The organism is Halalkaliarchaeum desulfuricum, assembly GCF_002952775.1.
In the GTDB taxonomy this organism is placed as follows: domain Archaea; phylum Halobacteriota; class Halobacteria; order Halobacteriales; family Haloferacaceae; genus Halalkaliarchaeum; species Halalkaliarchaeum desulfuricum.
Genome location: NZ_CP025066.1, coordinates 2683246 through 2705253, shown reverse-complemented (window position 1 = coordinate 2705253; position 22008 = coordinate 2683246). Strand labels below are relative to the sequence as shown.

Below are 22008 nucleotides of genomic sequence, written 5' to 3'. Positions count from 1 at the left end.
CGGCCGGATTATTGTAGGGGCCTAGCCCCTACACCACACCCACCTTCTGATCCACGTATTGCACGATCGCCAAGCGACGGCGGTTTTACGCACCTCGCGACAGACCGCGGGGGTTCTCGGCGGGCTTTTCACGAAACCGAAGCCACGCCGGAACGGCGACCCGAGAACCGACCGAGCCCTACACGACGACACGGAACACGGATGACAACTGGAACGCGACGGTACAACGCACGACCGAACGGAAAAGAACCGAACGACACGCGACCGAACGGAGGAAACGCATGAGCGAATCACCAACTGCAGCCGAACGGAAGCGCGCGGCCGAGGCGGAGACGCCGGAAGCAGGGGGAAGCGAGAACACCGAGGAAGACGGCGAGACACGGGAAACTTCGACAGTTCCGGAGACGGGCGCAGCAGCCATCGTCGCCGCACTCGAGGCGGCCAACGTCGACACGGCGTTCGGCGTTCAGGGTGGCGCCATCATGCCCGTATACGACGAGCTGTACGGCTCGTCAGTGCGGCACATCACGATGGCTCACGAGCAGGGAGCCGCCCACGCGGCCGACGCGTACGGCATCGTCGCCGGCGAGCCCGGTGTCTGCCTGGCGACGTCCGGACCGGGCGCGACGAACCTGGTGACCGGAATCGCGGACGCGTCGATGGATTCCGACGCCATGCTCGCGCTGACCGGACAGGTCCCCACGGAGTTCGTCGGAAACGATGCCTTCCAGGAGGTCGACACGATCGGCATCACTACCCCGATCACGAAACACAACTACTTCGCCGAGGATTCGAAGACGGTCGGTGACGTCGTCGGCGAGGCGTTCGCGCTCGCGAACACGGGACGTCCCGGGCCGACCCTGGTCGACCTGCCGAAGGACGTGAGCTTCGGCGACGCGGACGGCGAACCGGCGCCGCCGGAGCCGCCGGCGCGCGCAGACCCGGATCCCGCGGCGGATCCGAGTGCAGTCGAGACGGCGGCTCGCGCGATCGAGCGGGCCGAACGGCCGGTGTGCCTCTTCGGCGGCGGCGTCATCAAAGGCGACGCAAGCGAGGAGGCCCGGACGTTCGCCCGGGAACTCGGAGTTCCGGTCGTGACGACGATGCCGGGGATCGGCAGTTTCCCCGAGGGCGATCCGCTCTGTCTGGAGTGGGCGGGGATGCACGGCACCGGCTACGCAAACATGGCGATCACGCACACGGACCTGCTGATCGGCGTCGGTACCCGCTTCGACGACCGGCTCACCGGCGGCGTCGAGACGTTCGCCCCCGAGGCGGAGGTGGTTCACGTCGATATCGACCCGGCGGAGGTCTCGAAGAACATTTACGCGGATTACCCACTGATCGGCGACGCCGGTACGGTGCTGGAGCAGTTGCGTGCGGAGATCCAACAGCCGCCGGACGCCGAGGCGTGGCGCGACCAGTGCGAGCAGTGGACCGAGGAGTATCCGATGACGTACCGGGCCGACGAGGACGAACCGCTCAAACCGCAGTTCGTCGTCGAAGCGTTCGACGAGGCGACCGACGACGACACCGTCGTCACCGCCGGCGTCGGCCAACACCAGATGTGGGCCGCCCAGTTCTGGACGTTCACCGAGCCCCGCACCTGGCTGTCGAGCCACGGGCTGGGGACGATGGGCTACGGCGTCCCGGGCGCGATCGGCGCGCGCGTCGCGCTGGACGACGCCGGCGAGACAGACCGCGACGTCGTCTGCTTCGACGGCGACGGCTCGTTCCTGATGACGATGCAGGAGCTGTCGGTGGCGGTCAGAGAGCACATGGACGTCACGTTCGTCGTGCTCAACAACGAGTACATCGGGATGGTCCGGCAGTGGCAGGACGCCTTCTTCGAGGGACGACACATGGCCTCGGACTACAACTGGATGCCGGAATTCGACACTCTCGCCGAGGCGTTCGGAGCCCGTGGGTTCCGGATCGACGACTACGACGAGGTTTCGGAGGTCGTCGAGGAGGCGCTGGCGTACGACGGCCCGTCGGTCGTCGACGCCCACGTGGACCCCGACGAGAACGTCTACCCGATGGTGCCAAGCGGCGGTGCGAACGGACTGTTCGCCCTCTCGGAGGACCAGCTATGAGCGGCGAGTCGGACGTCCCCCGCGACGGACTGCCGGGACCGGCACCCGAAGAGCGCCCGCACCCCGAGGGGAGACGGAACAAGCAGGGAATTCGGATCGATCCTGCAGCCGAGGCGGAAAAACAGCCCCGCAGGGCAGTGATCTCGGCACTGGTCGACCACGAACCCGGCGTCCTCTCGCGGGTTTCCGGACTCGTGTCGCGGCGGCAGTTCAACATCGAGAGCCTGACGGTCGGGCCGACGACCGTCGAGGGCCACGCCCGGATCACGATGGCCGTCGAGGAGCCGGATCCGGGGATCGACCAGATCAAAAAGCAACTGAGCAAACTGATCCCGGTGATCGCTGTCGGCGAACTCGACGACGACGCGATCAGCACCGAGGTCGCGCTGTTGAAGGTCGGCGGCGAGGAGCCGGACAAGGTCCACGCAGTGACGGAGATGTACGACGGGACGACAAAGGACGCCGGGCCGGAGACGATCACCGTCCAGCTCACCGGCGACACAGCGACGATCGACGACGCGGTGAACGCGTTCCGCCAGTTCGGGATCATCGAGATCGCCCGGACCGGACCGACGGCGCTGGCGCACGGCTCGAAGACCACCGTCCCCGGCGAGCGGCCGGCGTACATGGGCGAACCGACGACGACGGCGGACGCCGAACGCGAGCGAAACGGGAGCATCGAATCGGACGAGGAAACGAACGCGAACGCGGACCGGAACACGGAGGTTAACACACGATGACGGACACTGAAGACGCACACGAGTTCACTACCACAGTATACTACGACGAAGACGCGGATCGATCGTACATCGAAGACAAGACAGTCGCCGTACTCGGCTACGGGAGCCAGGGGCACGCTCACGCGGGGAACCTCGCGGACAGCGGGATCAATGCCGTGGTCGGACTAACGGAGGGGTCGTCCTCCTGGGAGGCGGCCCAGGCGGAGGGGCTCGAGGTCGCGACCACCGCGGAGGCAGCCGCACAGGGAGACATCGTCTCCGTCCTCGTCCCCGACACTGTGCAGCCGGCGGTGTACGAAAACGACATCGAGCCAAACCTCGAACCGGGGGATACCCTTCAGTTCGCCCACGGGTTCAACATCCACTACAACCAGATCCAGCCCCCCGAGGACGTCGACGTCACGATGGTGGCGCCGAAGTCACCGGGGCACCTGGTCCGCCGAAACTATGAAAACGGCGAGGGGACACCGGGGCTGCTCGCGGTGTACCAGGACGCGACCGGGGAGGCGGTCGATGAGGTACTGGCGTACGCGAGCGCGATCGGCTGCACTCGCGCGGGAGTCGTCGAGACGACGTTCAAGGAGGAGACCGAGACGGACCTGTTCGGCGAGCAGGCCGTGCTGTGTGGCGGAATCACCTCGCTCGTCAAAACTGGTTTCGAGACGCTGGTCGAGGCGGGCTACTCGCCGGAAATGGCGTACTTCGAGTGCCTCAACGAAATGAAGCTGATCGTCGACCTGATGTACGAAGGGGGTCTCGCGGAGATGTGGAACTCCGTCTCGGATACCGCCGAGTACGGCGGGCTCTCCCGCGGAGACCGGATCGTCGGCGATAACGTTCGCGAGGAGATGGACGTCGTCCTCGAGGAAGTACAGAACGGTTCGTTCGCCAGAGAGTGGATCAACGAGAACCAGGCCGGGCGACCCCAGTACACACAGCTCAGACAGGCGGACAAGGCACACGAGATCGAAGCCGTCGGCGACGAGCTCCGCGGGCTGTTCGCGTGGGGCGACGACGCCGGTAACGAATCGAACGAGACAGCAGAAACGGAGGTGTCAATGGATGACTGAACGCGAGACGCGGACGATGGCAAACGTGAGCCACACGAACCCGAACACCGGCGAGACCTTCGGCACAGTGTATCGACGCGGTCCGGCCGTCGCCGACGGGGGTGAGCCGCGGGACGCGACGTCGGAATCCGAACGGAAAACGATGGCGGACATCGATCACGAATCCCCCAACGAGGACGTGGCCGACGTCTGGGAGCGCGGCCTCGACGTGCCGGACGTGCCCGGCGTACCGGACGTAGTCGTCGAATCCGAGGATCCGAGGGCATCGGACGATTGAAATGAGCGAGGGCACGCTGTACGACAAGGTGTGGGATCGCCACCGGGTGACCACGCTGCCGACCGGACAGGATCAACTGTTCGTCGGCCTCCATCTGGTACACGAGGTGACGAGCCCGCAGGCGTTCGGAATGTTGCAGGAACGCGACCTCGAGGTGGCGTTTCCCGAACGGACCCACGCGACGGTCGATCACATCGTCCCGACGGGGAACCGCGACCGTCCCTACGCGGACGACGCCGCAGAGCAGATGATGGCCGAACTGGAAGAGAACGTCCGCGCTGCCGGGATCGAATTCTCGCATCCCGACACGGGCGATCAGGGGATCGTCCACGTGATCGGACCCGAGCAGGGACTCACACAGCCGGGGATGACGATCGTCTGTGGCGACTCGCATACCTCCACCCACGGCGCGTTCGGCGCGCTCGCGTTCGGGATCGGTACCTCACAGATCCGGGACGTGCTGGCGACCGGCTGCGTGGCGATGGAGAAACAGAAAGTTCGGAAGGTGGAGGTGACCGGCGAACTCGGACCCGCTGTGACTGCGAAAGACGTGATCTTGACGATCATCCGGGAGCTCGGCACCGACGGCGGCGTCGGTTACGTCTACGAGTACGCCGGCGACGCGATCGAGAGCCTCGGCATGGAGGGTCGGATGTCGATCTGCAACATGTCCATCGAAGGGGGTGCCCGCGCGGGCTACGTCAACCCCGACGAAACCACCTACGAGTGGCTCCGAGAGACGGACGCCTTCGCCGACGACCCGGACGCGTTCGAGGAACTGAAGCCCTACTGGGAGTCGGTGCGATCGGATGAAGACGCAGAGTACGACGACGTCGTCACCATCGACGGCTCGGCGATCGAACCGATGGTCACCTGGGGAACCACCCCGGGACAGGGGATCGGGATCTCGGAACCGATCCCGGAGCCGTCGTCGTTGCCCGAGGACAAACAGGACACCGCACGGCGGGCACAGGAACACATGGGCGTCGAGCCCGGCGAAACGATGGAAGGCTATCCGATCGACGTCGCGTTCCTCGGCTCGTGTACGAACGCCCGCCTGAAAGATCTCCGCGAGGCGGCCGAGATCATCGAGGGGCGAAGCGTCGCGGAGGGCGTCCGCGCGATGGTCGTCCCCGGAAGCCAGCGCGTCCAGCGCGCTGCCGAGGCGGAGGGCCTCGACGAGGTGTTCGAAGCCGCAGGATTCGACTGGCGCGAGCCCGGCTGTTCGATGTGTCTGGGGATGAACGACGACCAGCTCGTCGGCGACGAGGCGAGCGCGTCCTCCTCGAACCGGAACTTCGTCGGACGACAGGGATCGAAGGACGGTCGGACTGTCCTGATGAGTCCGATCATGGTCGCGGCGGCGGCGGTGACCGGCGAGGTCACCGACGTGCGGAAACTGACGGAGGTGTCGGCGGCATGAGCGTCGATCACGAGGAGTTCGCCGACGGCGAGGCTCCCGCAGAGAAGGTGACGGACGTGTCGGGCACCGGCGTTCCGGTCCGTGGCAACGACATCGACACCGACCAGATCATTCCCGCCCGGTTCATGAAGGTCGTCACCTTCGACGGGCTGGGCCAGTTTTCCTTCTTCGACCAGCGGTTCGACGACGAGGACAACGAAAAGGATCACCCGTTCAACGACGACCGCTACCGCGACGCGAACGTGCTCGTGGTAAACGCCAACTTCGGCTGCGGTTCCTCCCGGGAACACGCTCCGCAGGCGCTGATGCGGTGGGGGATCGACGCGGTCGTCGGGGAGTCGTTCGCGGAGATTTTCGCGGGCAACTGCCTCGCGCTCGGGATTCCGACCGTGACCGCGAGCGCCGAGGAGATCGGGCGGCTGCAGTCGCACGTGGAGGAGCACCCCGACGCCGAGATCGAAATCGACGTCGAGAACGAGGAGATCCGGTATGCGGATCGGGTCGTGGACGCCGATGTGAACGAGGCCCAGCGGAAGGCGCTCGTCGAGGGCGTGTGGGACACCACCGCGCTGATGGCGGCGAACCGCGAGGCCGTCGAGGAGGTCGCCCGATCGCTGCCGTACGTTCCCGACGAGCACGTACCGGGCGAGCGCGGTTCGGGGGACGATGCGGGGGACGAGGCGTGACCGACGAGATCGTCGTTGTTCCGGGCGACGGGATCGGGCAGGAAGTGGTGCCCGCCGCGATCGACGTCCTGGAGGCGCTCGACATCGAGTTCGCGTTCCGGGAGGTCGACGCCGGCGACGCTGTGAAGGAAGCGACCGGCGAGGCGCTGCCGAAGGAAACCCGCGAGGCGGTCGCAAGCGCTGACGCGACGCTGTTCGGGGCGGCGGGCGAGACCGCGGCGGACGTCATCCTTCCGCTCCGGCGGGCGGTCGATTCGTTCGTGAACGTCCGGCCCGCCAGGGCGTATCCCGGGGTCGACGCGTTGCGCCCGGAGACGGACCTCGTGTTCCTCCGGGAGAACACCGAGGGCGTCTACGCCGGCCACGAGGCGCGGTTGACCGACGACGTCTCGACGCTCACTCGAGTGGTGACGAAGAACGCCTCGCAACGGCTGGCAGAATACGCCTGCGAGTACGCCGCCGAGGAGGGATTCACGGTCGCGCACAAGGCAAACGTGATGCGCGAAACGGACGGGTTGTTCCGCGATACGGTGCTTGAGGTGGCCGACGAGCATGATGTGCCCGCCGACACCGTGCTGATGGACGCCTTCGCGACGCACGTGTGTCTCGATCCGTCTCAGTTCGATGTCGTCGTCTGTCCGAACCTCGCGGGCGACGTGCTTTCGGACCTGGCGGCCGGGCTCGTCGGCGGGCTCGGCCTGTTGCCGTCGGCGAACGTCGGCCCCGAACGCGGCGTCTTCGAGCCCGTTCACGGTACTGCTCCCGATATTGCGGGCCAGGGTGTCGCGAATCCGACCGCCGCGCTGCTGTCGGCGGCGATGATGCTGGAGTTCCTGGGTCACGAGTCCGAAGCTGAAGCCGTCGAAACGGCAGTCGAAGGCGTGCTGTCGGACGGACCTCACACCCCGGATCTCGGCGGGTCAGCGTCGACCGCCGAGGTGACACACGCCGTGATCGATCGCCTTTCGTAGGCAGTCAATCGAGTTCGTCGGGTTCGTCCCAGCGATCGGCCGGATGGACCGGTTCGACCGCGTGATCGAGTTCTGCCTCGGAGTAGTCGCGTTCGGGGTCCAGAACCATCGCGAGCCGCTGCCAGCGAGCGCTGAGGTCGCTTTCGCCCTCCGGGCCGACACGCGCCCCCCGGGTCTTGAAAAAGCGAGTCCCCCGCCCGAGACGGCTTCCTTCGCCGGTGTGCATATCGAAGGCGACGTCGTACTCGCCCCCGGGTTCGAGATCGCCGACTGGGAAGTCGTGTGCGGGCGCTTCGTCGTTCTCCCGGGCCTCCGCCCGGACGTCGGCCACCCGTCGGAAGTACTCGTCGGCGTTCGAACTCTCGCGAGTCGAGGGCGCACGGGCGGCCGCGAGCGCGGCGTGGACCGCACACAGCCGGCCCCGCCACTCGTCTGGTTCCCACCGCTCGGTTGCGAGCTGTTCGTACCGCTCGATCAGCAAGGCGATCTCGTTGCCGGCCCGGAGGTCCTCGACGACATAGAGGTTGAGCCGGTCCCAGAGGTTCCAGGCGTACCCCGAGCGGGCGAGTTCCCAGGCCGCCCAGGCGGCGACCTCCTCGTCTGACCTCCTGACCGCCTTTTGAAGCAGGCTCGAGACGGCGTACCGGTTGTAGCCGCCGTCGGTTTCGTCGGGGGATTTCTCTTCGCCGAAGTCGTTCGTTCCAGTGGCTTCCGGAGGCGTTTCGGTCTCGAGGCTTCCATCCGAGCCGAACGTCGCCTGTCGGCCGTCGTCTTCGTTCGCCATGCGCGTTACCTGCGACTTTCGGAGCCGACGTATAAAACCGTTCGAGCCTGTGACGGATGTCGAACGCCGGGAGAAACGGGACCCGACAGTCGTTCGGACGCCGAGAATGAGAACCCTTAAATTGTGAGACGTGCCTACGATACAGTGACCGCCCTTAGCTCAGCCTGGTAGAGCAGCCGACTGTAGATCGGCTTGCCCCCCGTTCAAATCGGGGAGGGCGGATTTTTTCCGAAAATCCGACCGATGCGATTTGAGCAGACGAGTCGCAGCCCGCGCAGCCGAACGGAGTGAGGCGAGCAGGACCGTCTCGGCGAGTTCAAATCGGGGAGGGCGGACTGCGAGGCTCGAACGAAGTGAGAGCCTCGATCACGCGAGCGGCGAAGCCGCGAGCCTTCTCCCTAACGGATTAACCGTACAGCGACGGGATCAAAGTTTTTCGGCTGTTCGAGCCTGATCGACGCGACGGTCGGCCTGTTCGAGCCGGTTTTCCGCCGCGTTCGAGAGCTCGGGTGGCAGATCCTCGCTCGCATCGGCGAGCCGATCCGCAACGGTCTCGAGTCGCTTTCTAACCGCCTCGAGTTGCTGGTCGGCACCGCCCCGGTCTCCGTCTCGAGCCCGTTCCGTCGCCATCTCTGCTGCCTCCACGACAGCTGCCAGCGCCCGTTCGAGACCCCGAACAGCGTTCTCCGCACCGTCGGCATCTCCCTCGACAGCTGCAACCGAGGCCCGTGTTTCCTCGGCAACGTCCGCAAGATACGCCGCGAGCGATGCCTTCCCGGTTTCCGGTCGGTCGATCCGGATCTCCCCGTTCGATCCGGGATCCGGGTTGACCCGGAATGCGCCGACCTCGTCGTCACGGTCGCGGACCTCCGTCGTGTACGCGCCCCCTTCGTGAACGAAGACGGTGTCGTGCCCCTCGACCGCAGACTCGTAGATGCGGCCGGCGAAGTCGTCCTCGATGGCGGTACGAACGACCTCCGCGTCGGCCTCCTCGTCGGAGAGTTCCAGTCGTCTGGCCTTGTCGCGGGCAACCACTGGTACTTCGCCGTCGACGCCCGCCCGCCTGAAGTGACCGTCGGCGTCGCCGTCGTCACCGTTGCCGCCGTCGTTGCGGCCGTCTTCGGTGACCTCGAGATGCTCGCTGTGTGGTGCGCTGCCGGCCGAGTTGACGGTCAACCGGTGTTCCCCCGGTTCAACGTCTCCGAACATCGCCACACCGGCAAACGTCGGTCGCATCCGGGGCTCGCTTTCGAGCAGCGCGACTGACTCCTGGGTCATCTCGACGGTCGTCAGCCCCTCGTCGTCCGGGGCGTCTTCGCTCGTGGTCGTATCGGTCACCCGTGCGATGAGTGCGTCGGTGACTCCTGGATCACCGATCGCTTCATACCGGTTCGCCAGCGCCTCCCGGTGTGTCGAGGCAGTGATGTCCGCCGCGGGATTGCCGTATCTCGGCTGGTCCCAGGGAGTGCCCGTCGTCGAGATGTGATGTGAAAACGCATCCTCAACGATCTCCGGAACCGGGAACTCGAAGCTCAACTGCGGGCCGGTGAACTCGCTGATGTGTTCGATCTCGGTGGTCGGACGCAGCGCATACTCGACGTCACCGTCACCGTCTCCGTCCCGTTCGGCGTGTTCGAACACCAGTCCCGTCTCTCGAAGGGGCATATCGGTCGGCGGCGACTCCAGTTCGGCGAGCGAGCGGATCGTCAGCTTCTCGTCGATGAGCGACTCGCGGGTGAACGACGGCACTGCGTCGTGCTCGTACAGTGGTATCCCATCGAGCTCGGGAATCACCATCGGCAAGCGCGCACCCTCGTCCCTGGGCAGGCCGTAGGCGAGCGGGATGTCGACGAGATCTTTGATCCCATCGATCGCCTCGTTCGTCACGTCCGGGATCAGGTCGTCGCCGCCGAACCGCTGGAACCTGTCGGCAACCTCGTTGACCGAGAGCGTCGACGAGTGCGAACCCAGCTCCGGCAGCACCCGTGGTACGTCGTCAGGGTCGGGGTCCAGAAACTCGTTGTTGGGCACGTCCCGAGAGTGAGAGCTTGCGACGTAGAGTTGCGGCTCCCCAGTCTCCGTGTCGACGAAGACGTGCAACACTTCCCAGTCGTGCCAGTGGAAGTTACAGGAGAACTGGTCGAATACGTAGTAAAACCAGTACTGGATGGCGACGAGCGACGAGTCTTCGTAGCCGACGACGTGGTAGAAGCCCGTCGGTTCCGGCGGCTCCCTCTCGCTGTCGAAGTCGCTGTGATACCCCTCGACCGCGTCGAATCCGTGGACGACGGTGTCCCCGTCGCGCTCGCTGGTGTACTGTCGCGGATCCGTCGGGTACCACTCCTCGTACTCGTCGAAGTACAGCGACGGCGCGAAGCTGTCTGCCAACTCCCGGGCAGTATCCTCGTCGATCTGGGTAGTTTCGGCGTCCGGCTCGGACTGGAACCCGGAACAGCCGGCGAGTGCGGCGTTCCCCACCCCGGCCAGGACGCCGAGAACCGTCCGTCGATCGAACTCGGTGTTGTTGTCGATCACAGATCTGTTCTCTACTTTTATGACCGTGTCCTCGGGAGGATAACTCTTCTGACCGGGTCGAAACAGGTTCTCGGCTGGGATCCGGTCTGCAAGCTCGGGCCCCTCAAAGCTCCGTCGGTAGCGTTTTCTCGTCAAAATTTCCGTGGAACGCTCACCGGACCGAACGAGCCAAGTCGATACCCGGATCGTATCCGGCCGAGAGCTACCTGATCGTTCGAGACGACCCCGCCGACTGCGGGGTCACGACGTCCCTACGCCCAGATGTCGTCTGCGACCTTCTCCAGCCCGACCTCCTCGAGGGTGGAGCGCTGCGGCTTTCCGGTCTTTTCGTCCCAGTCGTTGAGCCGGTAGACCTCCCGAACCATCCACTCGAGATGCTTTTTCATCTCCTTTCCGGCACCGAGGCCCTCGGGCGGTTCCTCGACGATGCGGTCGGGAACGTCGAGGTCGTCCTCGGCGGTGTGGCCGAAACGGGCCCCGAACCCCCGCTCGAAGTGGACCAACCGCTCCCCAACCTCGAGAGCGTCCTCCCGGGTGAACTCCCACCCGGTCGCCGCTGAAACCGCCTGCGCGGAGAGTTCGACCTGATCCGGAACGCCCCAGGTCCCGAACCAGCAGGTGCCGTTGGCGTCGTCCCAGTACTTCACGGGCCAGGTGTTGACGACGTCCTTCGGCTTTTCCTTCCAGTCGAAGGGGTCCTGGAACTCCTCGTAGCCGGCGTCGTGGGGGATACCCCACGCGTCGGCCCCGGGCGCGGGCCAGCTCGCGCTCGGGCCGACGATCTGCCCGAGCATGATCCCCCAGGTGGCCCGCCAGTCGTGGAGGTTCATCCCGGAGTCTTTGACGTGGATAGCCCGGTCGTGGGCGTCCCCGCCGGCCCAGTCGGCGGCGTAGCCGGGGCCCTCGGCGAGAACTTCACCGAGCGTTCCCTCGCGGTGGGCCGCCATCTCGAGGAGGCGTTCGACCAGTTCGGGGTCGCCCCACTCGAGCTCGATCCCATCGGTGTCCTCCTCGTCGATCAACCCTTCCTGATACGCCTCGATGAGGACAGCCATCGACGCCCCGATGCCGCTGGACTCGAATCCGAGCCTGTCGCACTGATCCGTGAGGTAGTGGACCCAGTCGGTGTCGTAGACGCCGACGATCGAAGCCGACCCCTCGAGGTTCTCGCCGCCCCCGGCGGGCGTCGCAACGTACCCCTCGTTGGGACCCTCGACGTACTCGAAGTCGTACGAACAGCCGACCGGACAGCCGAAACACGGGCGCGGATCGATGTCGTGATCGGACATCCCTTGTCCCCACTCGTGATCGGGACCCGGCACCTCGAGCATGTTCTTCGCGACCGTCATCGACGTTTCCTTGGGGTATTCGTATTCGCCGGAGGGAATACCGGCATCCGCCAGCCCCTGATAGACCGTGCTCTCCTCGAGGTTCTCGTGCCACTGCTCTGTGACCTCACGGAGCCGGTCTTCGTCGTGAATCGGAACCTCGCCGGTCCCCCGCACTCCGATCGCCTTCAGTTTCTTCGAACCCATGATCTGGCCGACGCCGGAGTGAGAAAACGAGTGGTTCTTGTCGTTCTCGATGAGCGACCCGTCACACAGGTTCTCGCCTGCTGGCCCGATCGCGGCCACACTCATCTCGCCGGGCAGCTCCGTGGTGTAGCCCAACTCCTCCTTGAGCAGGTCTTCGGTCTCGTGGGTGTCGGCGCCGACGAGATCTCTCGCGTCCCGGAGCTGGATGTCCCCGTTTTCGATCACGAGCGACGTCCACTCCTCTGCACTGCCGGTTATGACGATTCCGTCGTAGCCGGCGCGCTTCAGCCGCGGCCCGAACCAGCCGTGCGAGTGTGACCGCCCCGCCGTGAATCCGGTGTCGCCGTTCAGCGTCGTGATCGTCGCGTTCGTCGCCGCCGGGACCATCGGGAGCCCGGTGAGCGGTCCGGTCGTCAACACCATCGGGTTCTCCGGGTCCAGCGGATCGATCCCCGGCTCGATCCGATCGTACAACAGGTGGAGACCCAGCCCGGAACAGCCGACGTACTCTTTCAGCACGTCGTCGTCGGGAAACGGTAGTTCCGTGATCTCCCCTGTGGTCAGGTTCACCTCGACCAGCTTTTCGGCGTATCCTCCCTGTGGCATGGTTCCGTATAACGGTTCGCCGTCCCGGATTATTGTTCCTTATCTGTAAAATGAGGGATTTTATAATCATTTAATGTGGGATATGTGTGTCGAGCAAACCGACGGCTACGACGACGATAAAAATCACCACACAAAAGCCAGCAACCGAACTCGCTTGCTCCGAATCAGTCGTCGAACCGACGCAACACGAGCAGGCTGGCGACGAGAGCAGCGATCCCGATGGCGACACCGAACCCGGCGCCTTCGGCTTCGGTGGGGGTCGGTTCGGGCGTCGGCGTCTCGGTGGGCGTCGGAGTCGCGGTAGGCGTCGGCGTCGGGGTTTCATCGGCGACAACCCGGACCGTCACCGGTTCGGACTCGATTCCGTCACGGACGGCGACGATCTCGCGCTGGCTCGGTCCCTCAAGCCTGAACGTGGCGGTGCCGTCGTCAACGGTTTCGCCGACGTCTTGACCGTCGACGCGGATCGTCGCACCCTCGGCAGGATCTTCGTACTCGTCGAGGACAGTGACGGTCAGACGCTCGCCGGAGACGATCCGCTCGTTGCTCGGCTCCACCGTGAGCGTTGGTTCGCGGTTTGTCATCATCGTGACGTTCCGGTTTACTTCGCGTATCCGGACCGACTGCGAGGTGGGACTGTATCCCTCCCTGTCGGCAGTGACGGCAAGCCATGCGTTGACGGGAACGCGGACTGTGGCCTCGCCGTCACTCAACGTCGTTACGGTCCCGATGTCTTCGACGTCGATCTGTGCTCCTTCGATGGGTCGGGGCTCCTCGTAGTAGTCGTCGGCGAGTTGGATCGAAAGCAGGACCGATCCGCGCCGGAGTTCGAACTCGTGGGTCACGTCCCCGTCGACAGTGATCTCGTGCGTCTGCTGGAAGTAGCCCTGCTTCACGACCGAAACTGTGTACTCGCCCTGTTCGATCACTCCCGAATCGAACTCGCCGGCGGCCGTCGTTTCGCCGTCGACGATCCGCACGCGGTCCTTGCGCACAGTGACGCTGACGTTATCGACGGGCGTGCCGTCGTGAGTTGTCGTCACGACTATTCCACCCTGTCTGGCGACGTCGACAGTGACGTCCCGTTCGGTGGCGTTCTCGACGAGCAGCGGGGTGTTTCTGACGTACTCGTCGTGTTCGACCTCGATCTCGACGTCCGCCCCGCGTTGAACGTCCACGAACGCCCGTCCATTGCTCGCGGTCGTCGCGGTCGTCTCGCCGTCCTCCCAGGTGGCTGTAAGGTCTGCACCGCCGACGGGGTTGCCGTCCCGGTCCTCGACGGTGACAGTCAACGCCACGACATCGTCTTGGGCAGCTCCGCCGTCGGCTGCCGCGATCACCCCGATCCCGACGACTGCCAACACGGCGATACCAGCCACGGCCCATACCCGGATCGAAGTCATGACATCATCTTCGATGCCGAACACTAAATAGAACCCGGCGTTTTAACCGGGATTAGACAGCCTTTAGCTATCAATTTCCGATTGAAGGTCCCATCACACACAGTAGTGCCTTCGGCAGTGTTTCGGCCGGTCGGGCATCGGGTCAACCTTCCGGACCTTGCCAGTCGCGTCCCCTTCTGTCGTATCAATCGGGGGAGGGTGGCATCCGTTCCGAAACGCCAATCTCGAAGCGTGTGCCCTCCTCGGTCCCTTCCGTCACGTGGACGGTCCAGCCGTGTGCCCCGACGATTTCGTCGACGATCGCAAGCCCGAATCCGGTGCCGCCATTCGCGTTCGAATACCCGCTCTCGAACACCTTTTTTCGCTCCGGTTTCGGGATTCCTGGACCGTCGTCTTCGACGTAGAACCCGGACGTATCCGGGAGATCACCGACTGTGATCGTCACGTCTTCACCGCCGTGTTCCGCGGCGTTTTTGATCAGGTTCTCCAGGAGTTGCTGGACGCGGCTGTGGTCACAACGAACCGTCGCATCGACCTCGTTTTGTAGCGTTGCGTTCTTCGTGTCGACGTTATCCCAACAACTGTCGACGAGTGCTCCCAGATCGCACGGTTCCATCCCACTGACCTGCTCGCCGCTTTTGGCCAGCGTCAACAGGTCGGCGATCAGTTCGTCCATCCGGTCGAGCGCCCCATCGACCGCCGCGAGGTGATCACTGTCACACTCCTCGCGGGCCAGTTCGAGCCGGCCGTCGGCGACGCTCAGCGGGTTCTTCAGGTCGTGGGAGACGACCCTGGCAAACGCATCGAGCCGTTCGTTCTGGCGTTCGAGCTCCCGTTCCCACTGTTTTCGCTCGGTCACGTCGCGGATGACGCCGACGCGTCCGGTTTCGTCGCCGCCGAACGTCGGGAGGGGGGCAAAACGCAACTCGACGGGGATCCGTTCACCGGTCGCTCTTTTGAACGCGTACTTGATCTGGGCGGTCTCTTGCTCCCCCTTTTTGATTCGTTCGAACTCCGGCTTCGTCCGCTCGAGAACCCCCTCGTCGACCCACTGGTCGATCTTCGTCCCGACGAGTTCCTCGCGAGAAATCCCTTTCATCTCCACGTAACTGTCGTTGACGAACTGGATTCGTCCCTCGTCGTCGAGCGTATAGACCGCATCGGATATCGACTGAATGATCGTCTCGTACCGCTGTAGCTCCTGTTCTCGTTCGATCCGGTCGAAGGCTGTCTCCGCGTAACGACAGACCAGCTCCGAAAGCGAGACGTCGAGGCCGTCGACGCCGTCACCGACGGTCGATCCGAGCGTCAGTACGCCGTACGTGCCGATCGGAATGACGACCGCACTTCGAAGCTCCGTCTCGGCTTCCTCCGACGTTTCATCCAGTAGATCACAGTTCGAGGAGACGACCTCGCCGGTGTCGAACGCCTCCCACGCGGAACCGTGACCCGATTCCAGCGTCGGGGGGTCGCCGACGAGTTCGTCGGCCCGATCGGTCCAGGCAACCGGTTCGAGGACGTCCGTCCGCTCGTCGTGGATCCACACGCCGTTGAGCGGTCTGTCGAGAACGTCTGCCACCGTCTCGACCACGACCTCGGCCACGTATTCCTGGGTTTGAGCCCGCAGTATCTCCTCGGCGGAGTCGTGCAGCGTCTCGATCGTCTGGACGTACTCGCGCTGCGTTGAGACGTCACGAACGGTACAGACGAGTTCCCCCTGTTCGGTCCTCGCCAGGGCGTGATCCTCGACGAACGTGGTCCCGTCGGCTCGAAGACCGGTCGTTATCCCGTTCCAGTGGCCGGTTCGTTCGACTTCCGGAAGCACCTGCTCGCGGATCGCCTCGACATCGTCGTCCCGATAGATCAGTTCCCAGTGTTCGCCGATCATCTCCTCGCGTTCGTAGCCGTAGAGATCGGCGTACGCCTCGTTGACGAAGATGAACACCCCGTTTGCGTCGAGGATGCTGATCCCCTCCTGGGCGGTTTCGATGGCGTCGAGCTGGCGTTCGCGTTGAATCCGTGCTCGCCGGCCTTCGACGGCGTTTTTGATGCGGTTCGCCAGGATGGCGTACTGGTCGGTCCCGCGCTCCTTCTGGAGGTAGTCGGTGACCCCCGCCGAGATTGCGTCGCTGGCGACCTCCTCGCTACCTTTCCCGGTGAACAGAATGAACGGCAGCTCCGACGAGCGTTCACGGATCGATTCGAGGAACTCGATCCCGTTTCGGCCGGGCATGTCGTAGTCGGAGACGACACAGTCGACCTCGGTGTCGGCGATGACCTCGAGCCCCTCGCTAGCGCTGGTCGCAGTTTCGACGGCGAAGCGGTCGTCTTCGCGTTCGAGAAACGTCGCGGTCAGCTCAGCGAAGTTCACGTCGTCGTCGACGTGGAGAATTCGCATCCGAGAGGGTAATGATGACATTGATTTGATTGATTGCCGCATCTTATGACTCCGACATACAAGTATCTGCGCAGATGGAGCGACGACTCCTCTGGGCGCTACTCACGGGAGTCTCTCATGGATCGGTCCCATTAGCTGTCAGCAGCCGCGTCGTCAACTGTCCCGTCGTCAGCTGCGTCCCCGTTCGAGAGGAGATCGCTCAAAGCGTCACCGAGGAAATCGAAGTCGTTCTCGGGGAACGAATCGATCGTCTCGTGGATCTCGCTCACGTGATCTGCAGCCTGCTCGGGGAGCCCGTCTGCGGGACCCACGCCGTCGGCGTTACTGGCGTTCTCGTCTGCGTTACCGGCGTGCTCGTCGGCGGCGTCAGGACGGTCATCAGCGCCGGGGCGGTCGACGACATCGTCGCTGGCGTCAGCGTCCTCGGGGTCCATCTGGGTGGAGTTGTCGGGAACGTCACCTACGTACGCGTCGGACTCGTTGTCGGCGGTGTCGTCGGTTTCGTTCGCGGGCGGTTCGTCAGGCGTTTCTTCGTCCGTTTCCACATCGGAGGCACTCGTCGGCTGATCGCCTGTCGCGGCGCCGGCGACCACGCCCAGCACCATTGCACCGCCGAGCAACACCGACAGTGCGATACCTATTGTGAGAATCTGTTGCGGTTTCATGCACGTGGATGCTGCGGCTTCGACCCCTTAAGAGGGGGAAACCGCGAACCTGAATTCACCGGAGTGACCGTCCGTTTAAGCCGAATTAATCCGGGATGAAGCGGACGCCACGTCAACCCAGGTTGCTGGCGACCAGGTTTATAAGGAGTAGCTCATCCGCTCGCCGACCGCCAACCCGCACGCGAGTGCTGCGTGGAGGCGCGCCTCGCCGGCGACCCAGTCGCCCGCACAGTACAGCCCCGCGGATTCGGCCCGGCGAAGCGGCCCCCGGCGGACGCCCTCGTCGGGAAGCGCGTAGCGCCACCCCTGGTTGTCGGTCCAGGCCGGATCGCAGAGGCGATCGTCCCCGATCAGGTCCGCCGTGAGCGCCGTCAGGGCGGCGACGTTCTCGTCAGGTGGGTCGTCGTACCGTTCGCGCGACCAGTCTGGCCCGGCCTGAACGACGAGGACGGATTCGCCCGTCGGCACGTGTCCGGGTTTGCACTCCTCGCGTGCGACCCAGCCGATCTCGTGCTCGTCGTCCGTATTGATAAGGGCATAGTACGGGACGTCGAGTTCGAACTCGTATCCGAGGATCGCGGTCCACACTGGCCGGTAGGGAACCTTCCGGACAGCGTCCTCGAGCGCCTCCCGAGCCGGGTGGTCCCACCGGGCGTCAGCCAGGAGGTCGGCAGTCTGGGGCGCCGGGGGGTTCAAAAGGATCGTGTCGAAGGGGCCCCAATTGCGGTCGTCCCCATCCCGGAGCGTCCAGGTTTCGTCGACATCGTGCCGGACGATGGTTTCGACACGCGTCCGGCGGTGAACGGTGGCGTCGGTCCGGGCGAAGAGGCGCTTGGCGATCTGGGTGAGACCGTTTTTATAGGACCACCGATGGCCAACCGGGTCCCGCCCCGGCGTGATCTCGCCCGCGGCGTCGAAGGTGTAGATGGGTTCGACGATGTCGACGAGTCCCTCGCTGTCGAGGGTGTCGGTGAGGAGGTCGGCGACGCGTTCGTCTTCGGATTTGACGTAGTTGGCGCCGTAGTCGTAGGTAACGTCGCCGTGCCGGCGTGTGGCCGCGCGTCCGCAGACGCCGCCCGACTTCTCGAGGACGGTGATTTCGGCGTCCTTGAGGGCAGTGTCGAGGACGAACGTGGCAGCCGCAGCGGCGCTTCCGGCGCCGACGATTCCGATTCGGGTCACGGATAGTAATTGGGCGGGAGCTACCAAGTGGTGTCGGTCGTTTCTGATAGCAATCCTGAATTAGCAAATATTATACTATCTTAGTCCTATGTGAACGTTGCCTCACCAAGGCATGGTAACATGAAACAAACGAGGAGAACTCTTTTAAAGAGTATCGGTGCAGTCGGCGCCTCGCTGGCCGTCACAGGCTACGCGAGCGCAAGTGGGGGACAGGCACAGTACGTCGTCGTCACGCAGGGGCGTGGGGCGGCGAATCAGATCGAACGGGAAGGATTTGACATCAAACAAGAACTCGCTGGCGGCGAAGTGCTGGTGGTGCACGGCCCCGAGAGCGCGACAGCGGACCTCGATGGAGTTCGCGGCGTACAGAGTGCTACCCGCGACGTTCGGTTAGAGTTGGAAGAGCCGGCCGAGACGGAATTAGTCGAAGCTAATGGTGAGAACGGCGGTGTTGAGTCGGACTGGTACGAGAACTTATGGGACAAACAGAACAGTGAAGCGGTGGCCGCGAACGACATTGCTACCGGTGAAGGGACCCAGATCGGTATTATCGACACCGGTGTCGACTACGTGCATCCGGACCTGACTCCGAATCTCGATGAAGATGCGGGTCAGTTATTCCGTGAAGGGGATACCCTGTCGGGAGACGGTGAAGACATCGTGGTAAATGATCCGGAGAACGATATCCAGCGAGTCGATCAACACGTCGCTTCAGACGTCCATGGCCACGGGACGCACGTCGCCGGAATCGCGGCCGCTGATCCTGAAGAAGGATTCGCAGGATTCGGATCCGGGGTCCAGGGCATTGCTCCGGATGCTGGTCTGGTCTCACAGCGGGTATTCTGGTGGGAAGACTTTAGCGACGAAGACGAAGATCCTGACTGGGGGCTGACCACGACTACTGGTGACGTACTGGCAGCGATCGACTTCGGTGCCGAACAGGCCCTTGACGCGGTAAACCTCAGCCTCGGTACGCCGCCATTCCCACCCCGAGTTCATCAGGACGAGGTCCTTCGAACGATCCGTTTAGCATACGAAACGACAGTCCGATCGGCTGTCAACCGGGGCACCGTCGTCGTCGCAAGCGCCGGTAACGCCGACACGGACCTGCAGCGCAGCGGATTGTTCTCGCTTCCAAACAGCACGAAGGGCGCGATGAGCATCAGCGCGCTCGCCCCGAACGACGGGCGGGCGTTCTTTTCCAATTTCGGGACGAACGAAATCGATGTCGGCGCCGGCGGCGGCGGGTACGAGACGCTACTGAAGACACTCTACGGTATCCGGGAGTGGGTATTCGCCGGCGCACCGCTCCGTCGGAGCGAACACCCGCTCGAAGAGGGCGACGAAGGCGAACTCTGGCTCGACGAGGACGGAAACATCGTCTTCGATCCGGACGAGGTAGCGGAAGTAATCGAGTTCGAAAGTCCTGCCTGGCCCTACCCGTTCAACCTCGTCTTCTCCACGACGTCACCTCTCAACGAGGGCGCCCCCTATGGCTGGAAGGCTGGCACGTCGATGTCCGCGCCGAACACTGCCGGCCTCGTCGCGCTCGTGCGCGAACTCGCGCCGGACGCGAACCCCTCGCAGGTCGAAAGCGCCATCAAAAAGGGCGCGGAGGGAGGGGACGGACGGAGTGACTCCGACCTCGGAGCCGGACGCATCAACGCACTGAACACCGTCGAATTGCTCGATGGCGAAGATGATGGCGGTAATGGTAAGGGCGGACCAGAAAGCGCCGGCGGTGGACCCCCGTAACACGGAGTCGACGTAGCGACTTTTTGTGACAGCCGTATCGGTTCGTGATTAATTTTTAACCCTTGAATCGGCAGAAGCGGCTCTCTCGAGTACCTGAGCGCTCACTCGTCAGTTTCACACCCGTCCGCGCAACCGCGTCGTCAACCCCCGAACCGACTGGGTGACCTCGGCCGGATGCGGCAGCCCGAGCCGATACCGAATCGCGTCCTGTCGCTTGAACGGCTCGAACACCGCCGGCTCCGCCAGGTCCCAGATCCGGGCCATTCGGCCCCGGTACCCCGACCGCTCGAGAATCGCGTTCGCGGCCCGCCTGCCCGCCTCGTTGGCGGACTCCATCGACGCCAGATCCGAGTTCGTCCGGACGTAATCTGCGGCGATGGTGAGGTTCGCGATGTTCACGTCCGCAGTCGGACGATTCCGCAGCGAGCCAACCGTGTTTATAAGCAACGGCGATCGGTTCTCGACACCGTCGTCGGTCTCGACGATCGCGGGATCCAGGAACCAGTCGACCAGCATGTCGTCGGTGAGGGTGTCGCCCGCGACGTTCAGATGCGATTGTACCTGCGCCCAGATCTCCTCGGCGATCTCCTCGCGCGTACACTCCCGGGCCGGCTTGCCGTACAGAGGTCCAGGGGTGTCCCAGTCGGAGGCGATCACCGAGAGGATGCCCTCGACCTCTTCGGGTCCGCGGGCGTCGACGTCGTAGTCGGTCCAGAACTGGCGCTGGGAGATCGACGTCAGCGCCCACGGCGCATCCGCGTACACCTGGTGGCCACGCACGAGGTCGACGTCCTCCGTGAGGTAAAACTGGATGCCGTTCATCCACGCGGTATCGAGGTTGGCGATCCGGCCCAGCTCCGGCGCGACGGTGGCCATCTCTGGAGTGACGAAATCGGGGGCCACCTCGACTGGCACCCCGAGGACGTACTCGTCTGCAGTGACCGTCTCTCCGGCCACCGGTGCGGCTGCCCCTTCGGCCACCACCGCGCCGGTGATCCGCCGGCCGTCGAACTCCAGACGATCGATCGGGCTTTCGGTGTGCAGTGTCACGCCGAGCGACTGGAGGTACTCGACCCATGGGTCGATCCAGGCCTCGTTGGTCGGGCCGTTGAGGATCTGCTCGGTCGGGCGCGTGGGATCGAACTGGCCAAAGAGCAGCTGGAGGTAGATCATCCCGATCGTCCGGGCGCTGCCGAGTTGTGGTCGCAACGCCACGAGCGACTGGGTCGCGTACGCGAGTCGGTCCCGGAACTCTTCCGATCGGTTGTCGGCGTCGATGAACTCCCACCACGATACGTCGTCGAGTTCGTGCTCCCGGCGCTCGTCACAGGACGTGAGCAGGTACAGCAACCGCTCGATCAAGTACCGGACGTCCTCGCGGGGGAGTTCGTCGACGAACGCCGGCCGCAGCGTCTCGATCCATTCGGAGACCGATTCGGGAGTCGCGACTGTTGCGACGTTTCCGGGGCTCGTCGTGCTCGCGACCAGCGTCTCCTCTGTCCCCACGAGGTTGTCGGCGACTGTCGGCCCGTCTTCAGTGTCGGCGAATTCATCCCCAGCCCGGAGCGGAATCCGATCCATCGTGTCGACGACGTGCCGATAGAACGCCGGGAAGAACCGGAAGCCATGCTCGCCGTGCAGCGGAGCGGGCCCGTCGTCGATCGGCATCGAGCGCGCCTTTCCCCCGAATCGATCGTTCGCCTCGTACACGGTCACGTCGATCCCTCGTTCTGCGAGTTCGTGGGCCGCAGAGAGACCGCCGATCCCGCCGCCGATTACGAGAACATCTGTCATTACCCAGTTAAAGGGTCAGATCAGTATAAGGGGTGTACCTGACCTGTCGTGGTCGGCTCCGTGTTTCGACTACCGATGGCGCCGGTCG

16 protein-coding genes and 1 tRNA gene are annotated in these 22008 nt (G+C 64.4%); 9 read left to right on the top strand and 8 right to left on the bottom strand.

The genetic code is table 11. The annotated features are described in order from the left end of the window. Positions 1 to 281: 281 nt before the first annotated feature. Genes ilvB through AArcSl_RS13410 form a run of 7 tightly spaced genes read left to right on the top strand, consistent with a single transcriptional unit; the run spans position 282 to position 7263 of the window. The gene (gene ilvB / locus AArcSl_RS13440) at positions 282 to 2096 is read left to right on the top strand and encodes a biosynthetic-type acetolactate synthase large subunit (RefSeq protein WP_119820283.1); all 1815 of its coding nucleotides are present in this window, start codon (positions 282 to 284) and stop codon (positions 2094 to 2096) included. Next, positions 2093 to 2836 (top strand): acetolactate synthase small subunit, encoded by a 744-nt coding sequence (gene ilvN, locus AArcSl_RS13435; protein ID WP_119820280.1) that lies wholly within the window; start codon positions 2093 to 2095, stop codon positions 2834 to 2836. The genes ilvB and ilvN overlap by 4 nt, the downstream gene beginning before the upstream one ends. Then, a complete protein-coding gene (ilvC, locus tag AArcSl_RS13430) occupies positions 2833 to 3906 on the top strand; it encodes a ketol-acid reductoisomerase (protein ID WP_119820277.1) in 1074 nt (357 codons plus the stop codon). Before ilvN ends, ilvC begins: the two co-directional genes overlap by 4 nt. Further along, entirely contained in the window at positions 3899 to 4183 is a 285-nt protein-coding gene (locus AArcSl_RS13425; protein WP_119820274.1) for a hypothetical protein, read from the top strand. Before ilvC ends, AArcSl_RS13425 begins: the two co-directional genes overlap by 8 nt. A 1-nt stretch (position 4184) precedes the next feature. Continuing rightward, positions 4185 to 5606: a 3-isopropylmalate dehydratase large subunit gene (leuC, locus tag AArcSl_RS13420; protein ID WP_119820271.1), complete on the top strand. Its 1422-nt coding sequence runs from the start codon at positions 4185 to 4187 to the stop codon at positions 5604 to 5606. Beyond that, positions 5603 to 6292 (top strand): 3-isopropylmalate dehydratase small subunit, encoded by a 690-nt coding sequence (leuD, locus tag AArcSl_RS13415; RefSeq protein WP_119820268.1) that lies wholly within the window; start codon positions 5603 to 5605, stop codon positions 6290 to 6292. The genes leuC and leuD overlap by 4 nt, the downstream gene beginning before the upstream one ends. Further along, on the top strand, positions 6289 to 7263 hold the full coding sequence (locus tag AArcSl_RS13410; RefSeq protein ID WP_119820264.1) for an isocitrate/isopropylmalate dehydrogenase family protein: 975 nt from the start codon (positions 6289 to 6291) through the stop codon (positions 7261 to 7263). Before leuD ends, AArcSl_RS13410 begins: the two co-directional genes overlap by 4 nt. Positions 7264 to 7267: 4 nt before the next feature. Here AArcSl_RS13410 and AArcSl_RS13405 read toward each other — a convergent pair whose 3' ends face one another. Next, positions 7268 to 8047, bottom strand: a complete 780-nt coding sequence (locus AArcSl_RS13405) for a hypothetical protein (RefSeq protein ID WP_119820261.1) — start codon at positions 8045 to 8047, stop codon at positions 7268 to 7270. Positions 8048 to 8195: 148 nt separating this feature from the next. On the opposite strand from AArcSl_RS13405, the gene AArcSl_RS13400 reads away from it, so the two are divergent. Beyond that, positions 8196 to 8269, top strand: a tRNA-Tyr gene (locus tag AArcSl_RS13400). 204 nt (positions 8270 to 8473) lie between these two features. On the opposite strand, the gene AArcSl_RS13395 is transcribed toward AArcSl_RS13400, so the two are convergent. From AArcSl_RS13395 to AArcSl_RS13370, 6 genes are all read right to left on the bottom strand, one after another. Beyond that, positions 8474 to 10582 (bottom strand): hypothetical protein, encoded by a 2109-nt coding sequence (locus AArcSl_RS13395; protein WP_119820258.1) that lies wholly within the window; start codon positions 10580 to 10582, stop codon positions 8474 to 8476. A gap of 251 nt (positions 10583 to 10833) precedes the next feature. Then, positions 10834 to 12723 carry an aldehyde ferredoxin oxidoreductase family protein gene (locus tag AArcSl_RS13390; protein ID WP_119820255.1) on the bottom strand — a complete coding sequence of 630 codons (1890 nt, stop codon included), beginning with the start codon at positions 12721 to 12723 and terminating at the stop codon, positions 10834 to 10836. Between the two features lie 164 nt (positions 12724 to 12887). Further along, positions 12888 to 14126: a hypothetical protein gene (locus tag AArcSl_RS13385; RefSeq protein ID WP_119820252.1), complete on the bottom strand. Its 1239-nt coding sequence runs from the start codon at positions 14124 to 14126 to the stop codon at positions 12888 to 12890. A gap of 184 nt (positions 14127 to 14310) precedes the next feature. Next, positions 14311 to 16524, bottom strand: a complete 2214-nt coding sequence (locus tag AArcSl_RS13380) for a hybrid sensor histidine kinase/response regulator (RefSeq protein ID WP_161945964.1) — start codon at positions 16522 to 16524, stop codon at positions 14311 to 14313. Between the two features lie 131 nt (positions 16525 to 16655). After that, positions 16656 to 17189 carry a hypothetical protein gene (locus tag AArcSl_RS13375; RefSeq protein WP_119820245.1) on the bottom strand — a complete coding sequence of 178 codons (534 nt, stop codon included), beginning with the start codon at positions 17187 to 17189 and terminating at the stop codon, positions 16656 to 16658. Positions 17190 to 17327: 138 nt separating this feature from the next. Beyond that, positions 17328 to 18371, bottom strand: a complete 1044-nt coding sequence (locus AArcSl_RS13370) for an NAD(P)/FAD-dependent oxidoreductase (RefSeq protein WP_119820242.1) — start codon at positions 18369 to 18371, stop codon at positions 17328 to 17330. Positions 18372 to 18491: 120 nt separating this feature from the next. On the opposite strand from AArcSl_RS13370, the gene AArcSl_RS13365 reads away from it, so the two are divergent. Continuing rightward, the gene (locus tag AArcSl_RS13365) at positions 18492 to 20126 is read left to right on the top strand and encodes a S8 family peptidase (protein ID WP_119820239.1); all 1635 of its coding nucleotides are present in this window, start codon (positions 18492 to 18494) and stop codon (positions 20124 to 20126) included. Positions 20127 to 20240: 114 nt separating this feature from the next. On the opposite strand, the gene AArcSl_RS13360 is transcribed toward AArcSl_RS13365, so the two are convergent. Beyond that, positions 20241 to 21920: a hydroxysqualene dehydroxylase gene (locus tag AArcSl_RS13360; protein ID WP_119820234.1), complete on the bottom strand. Its 1680-nt coding sequence runs from the start codon at positions 21918 to 21920 to the stop codon at positions 20241 to 20243. Positions 21921 to 22008 lie beyond the last annotated feature (88 nt).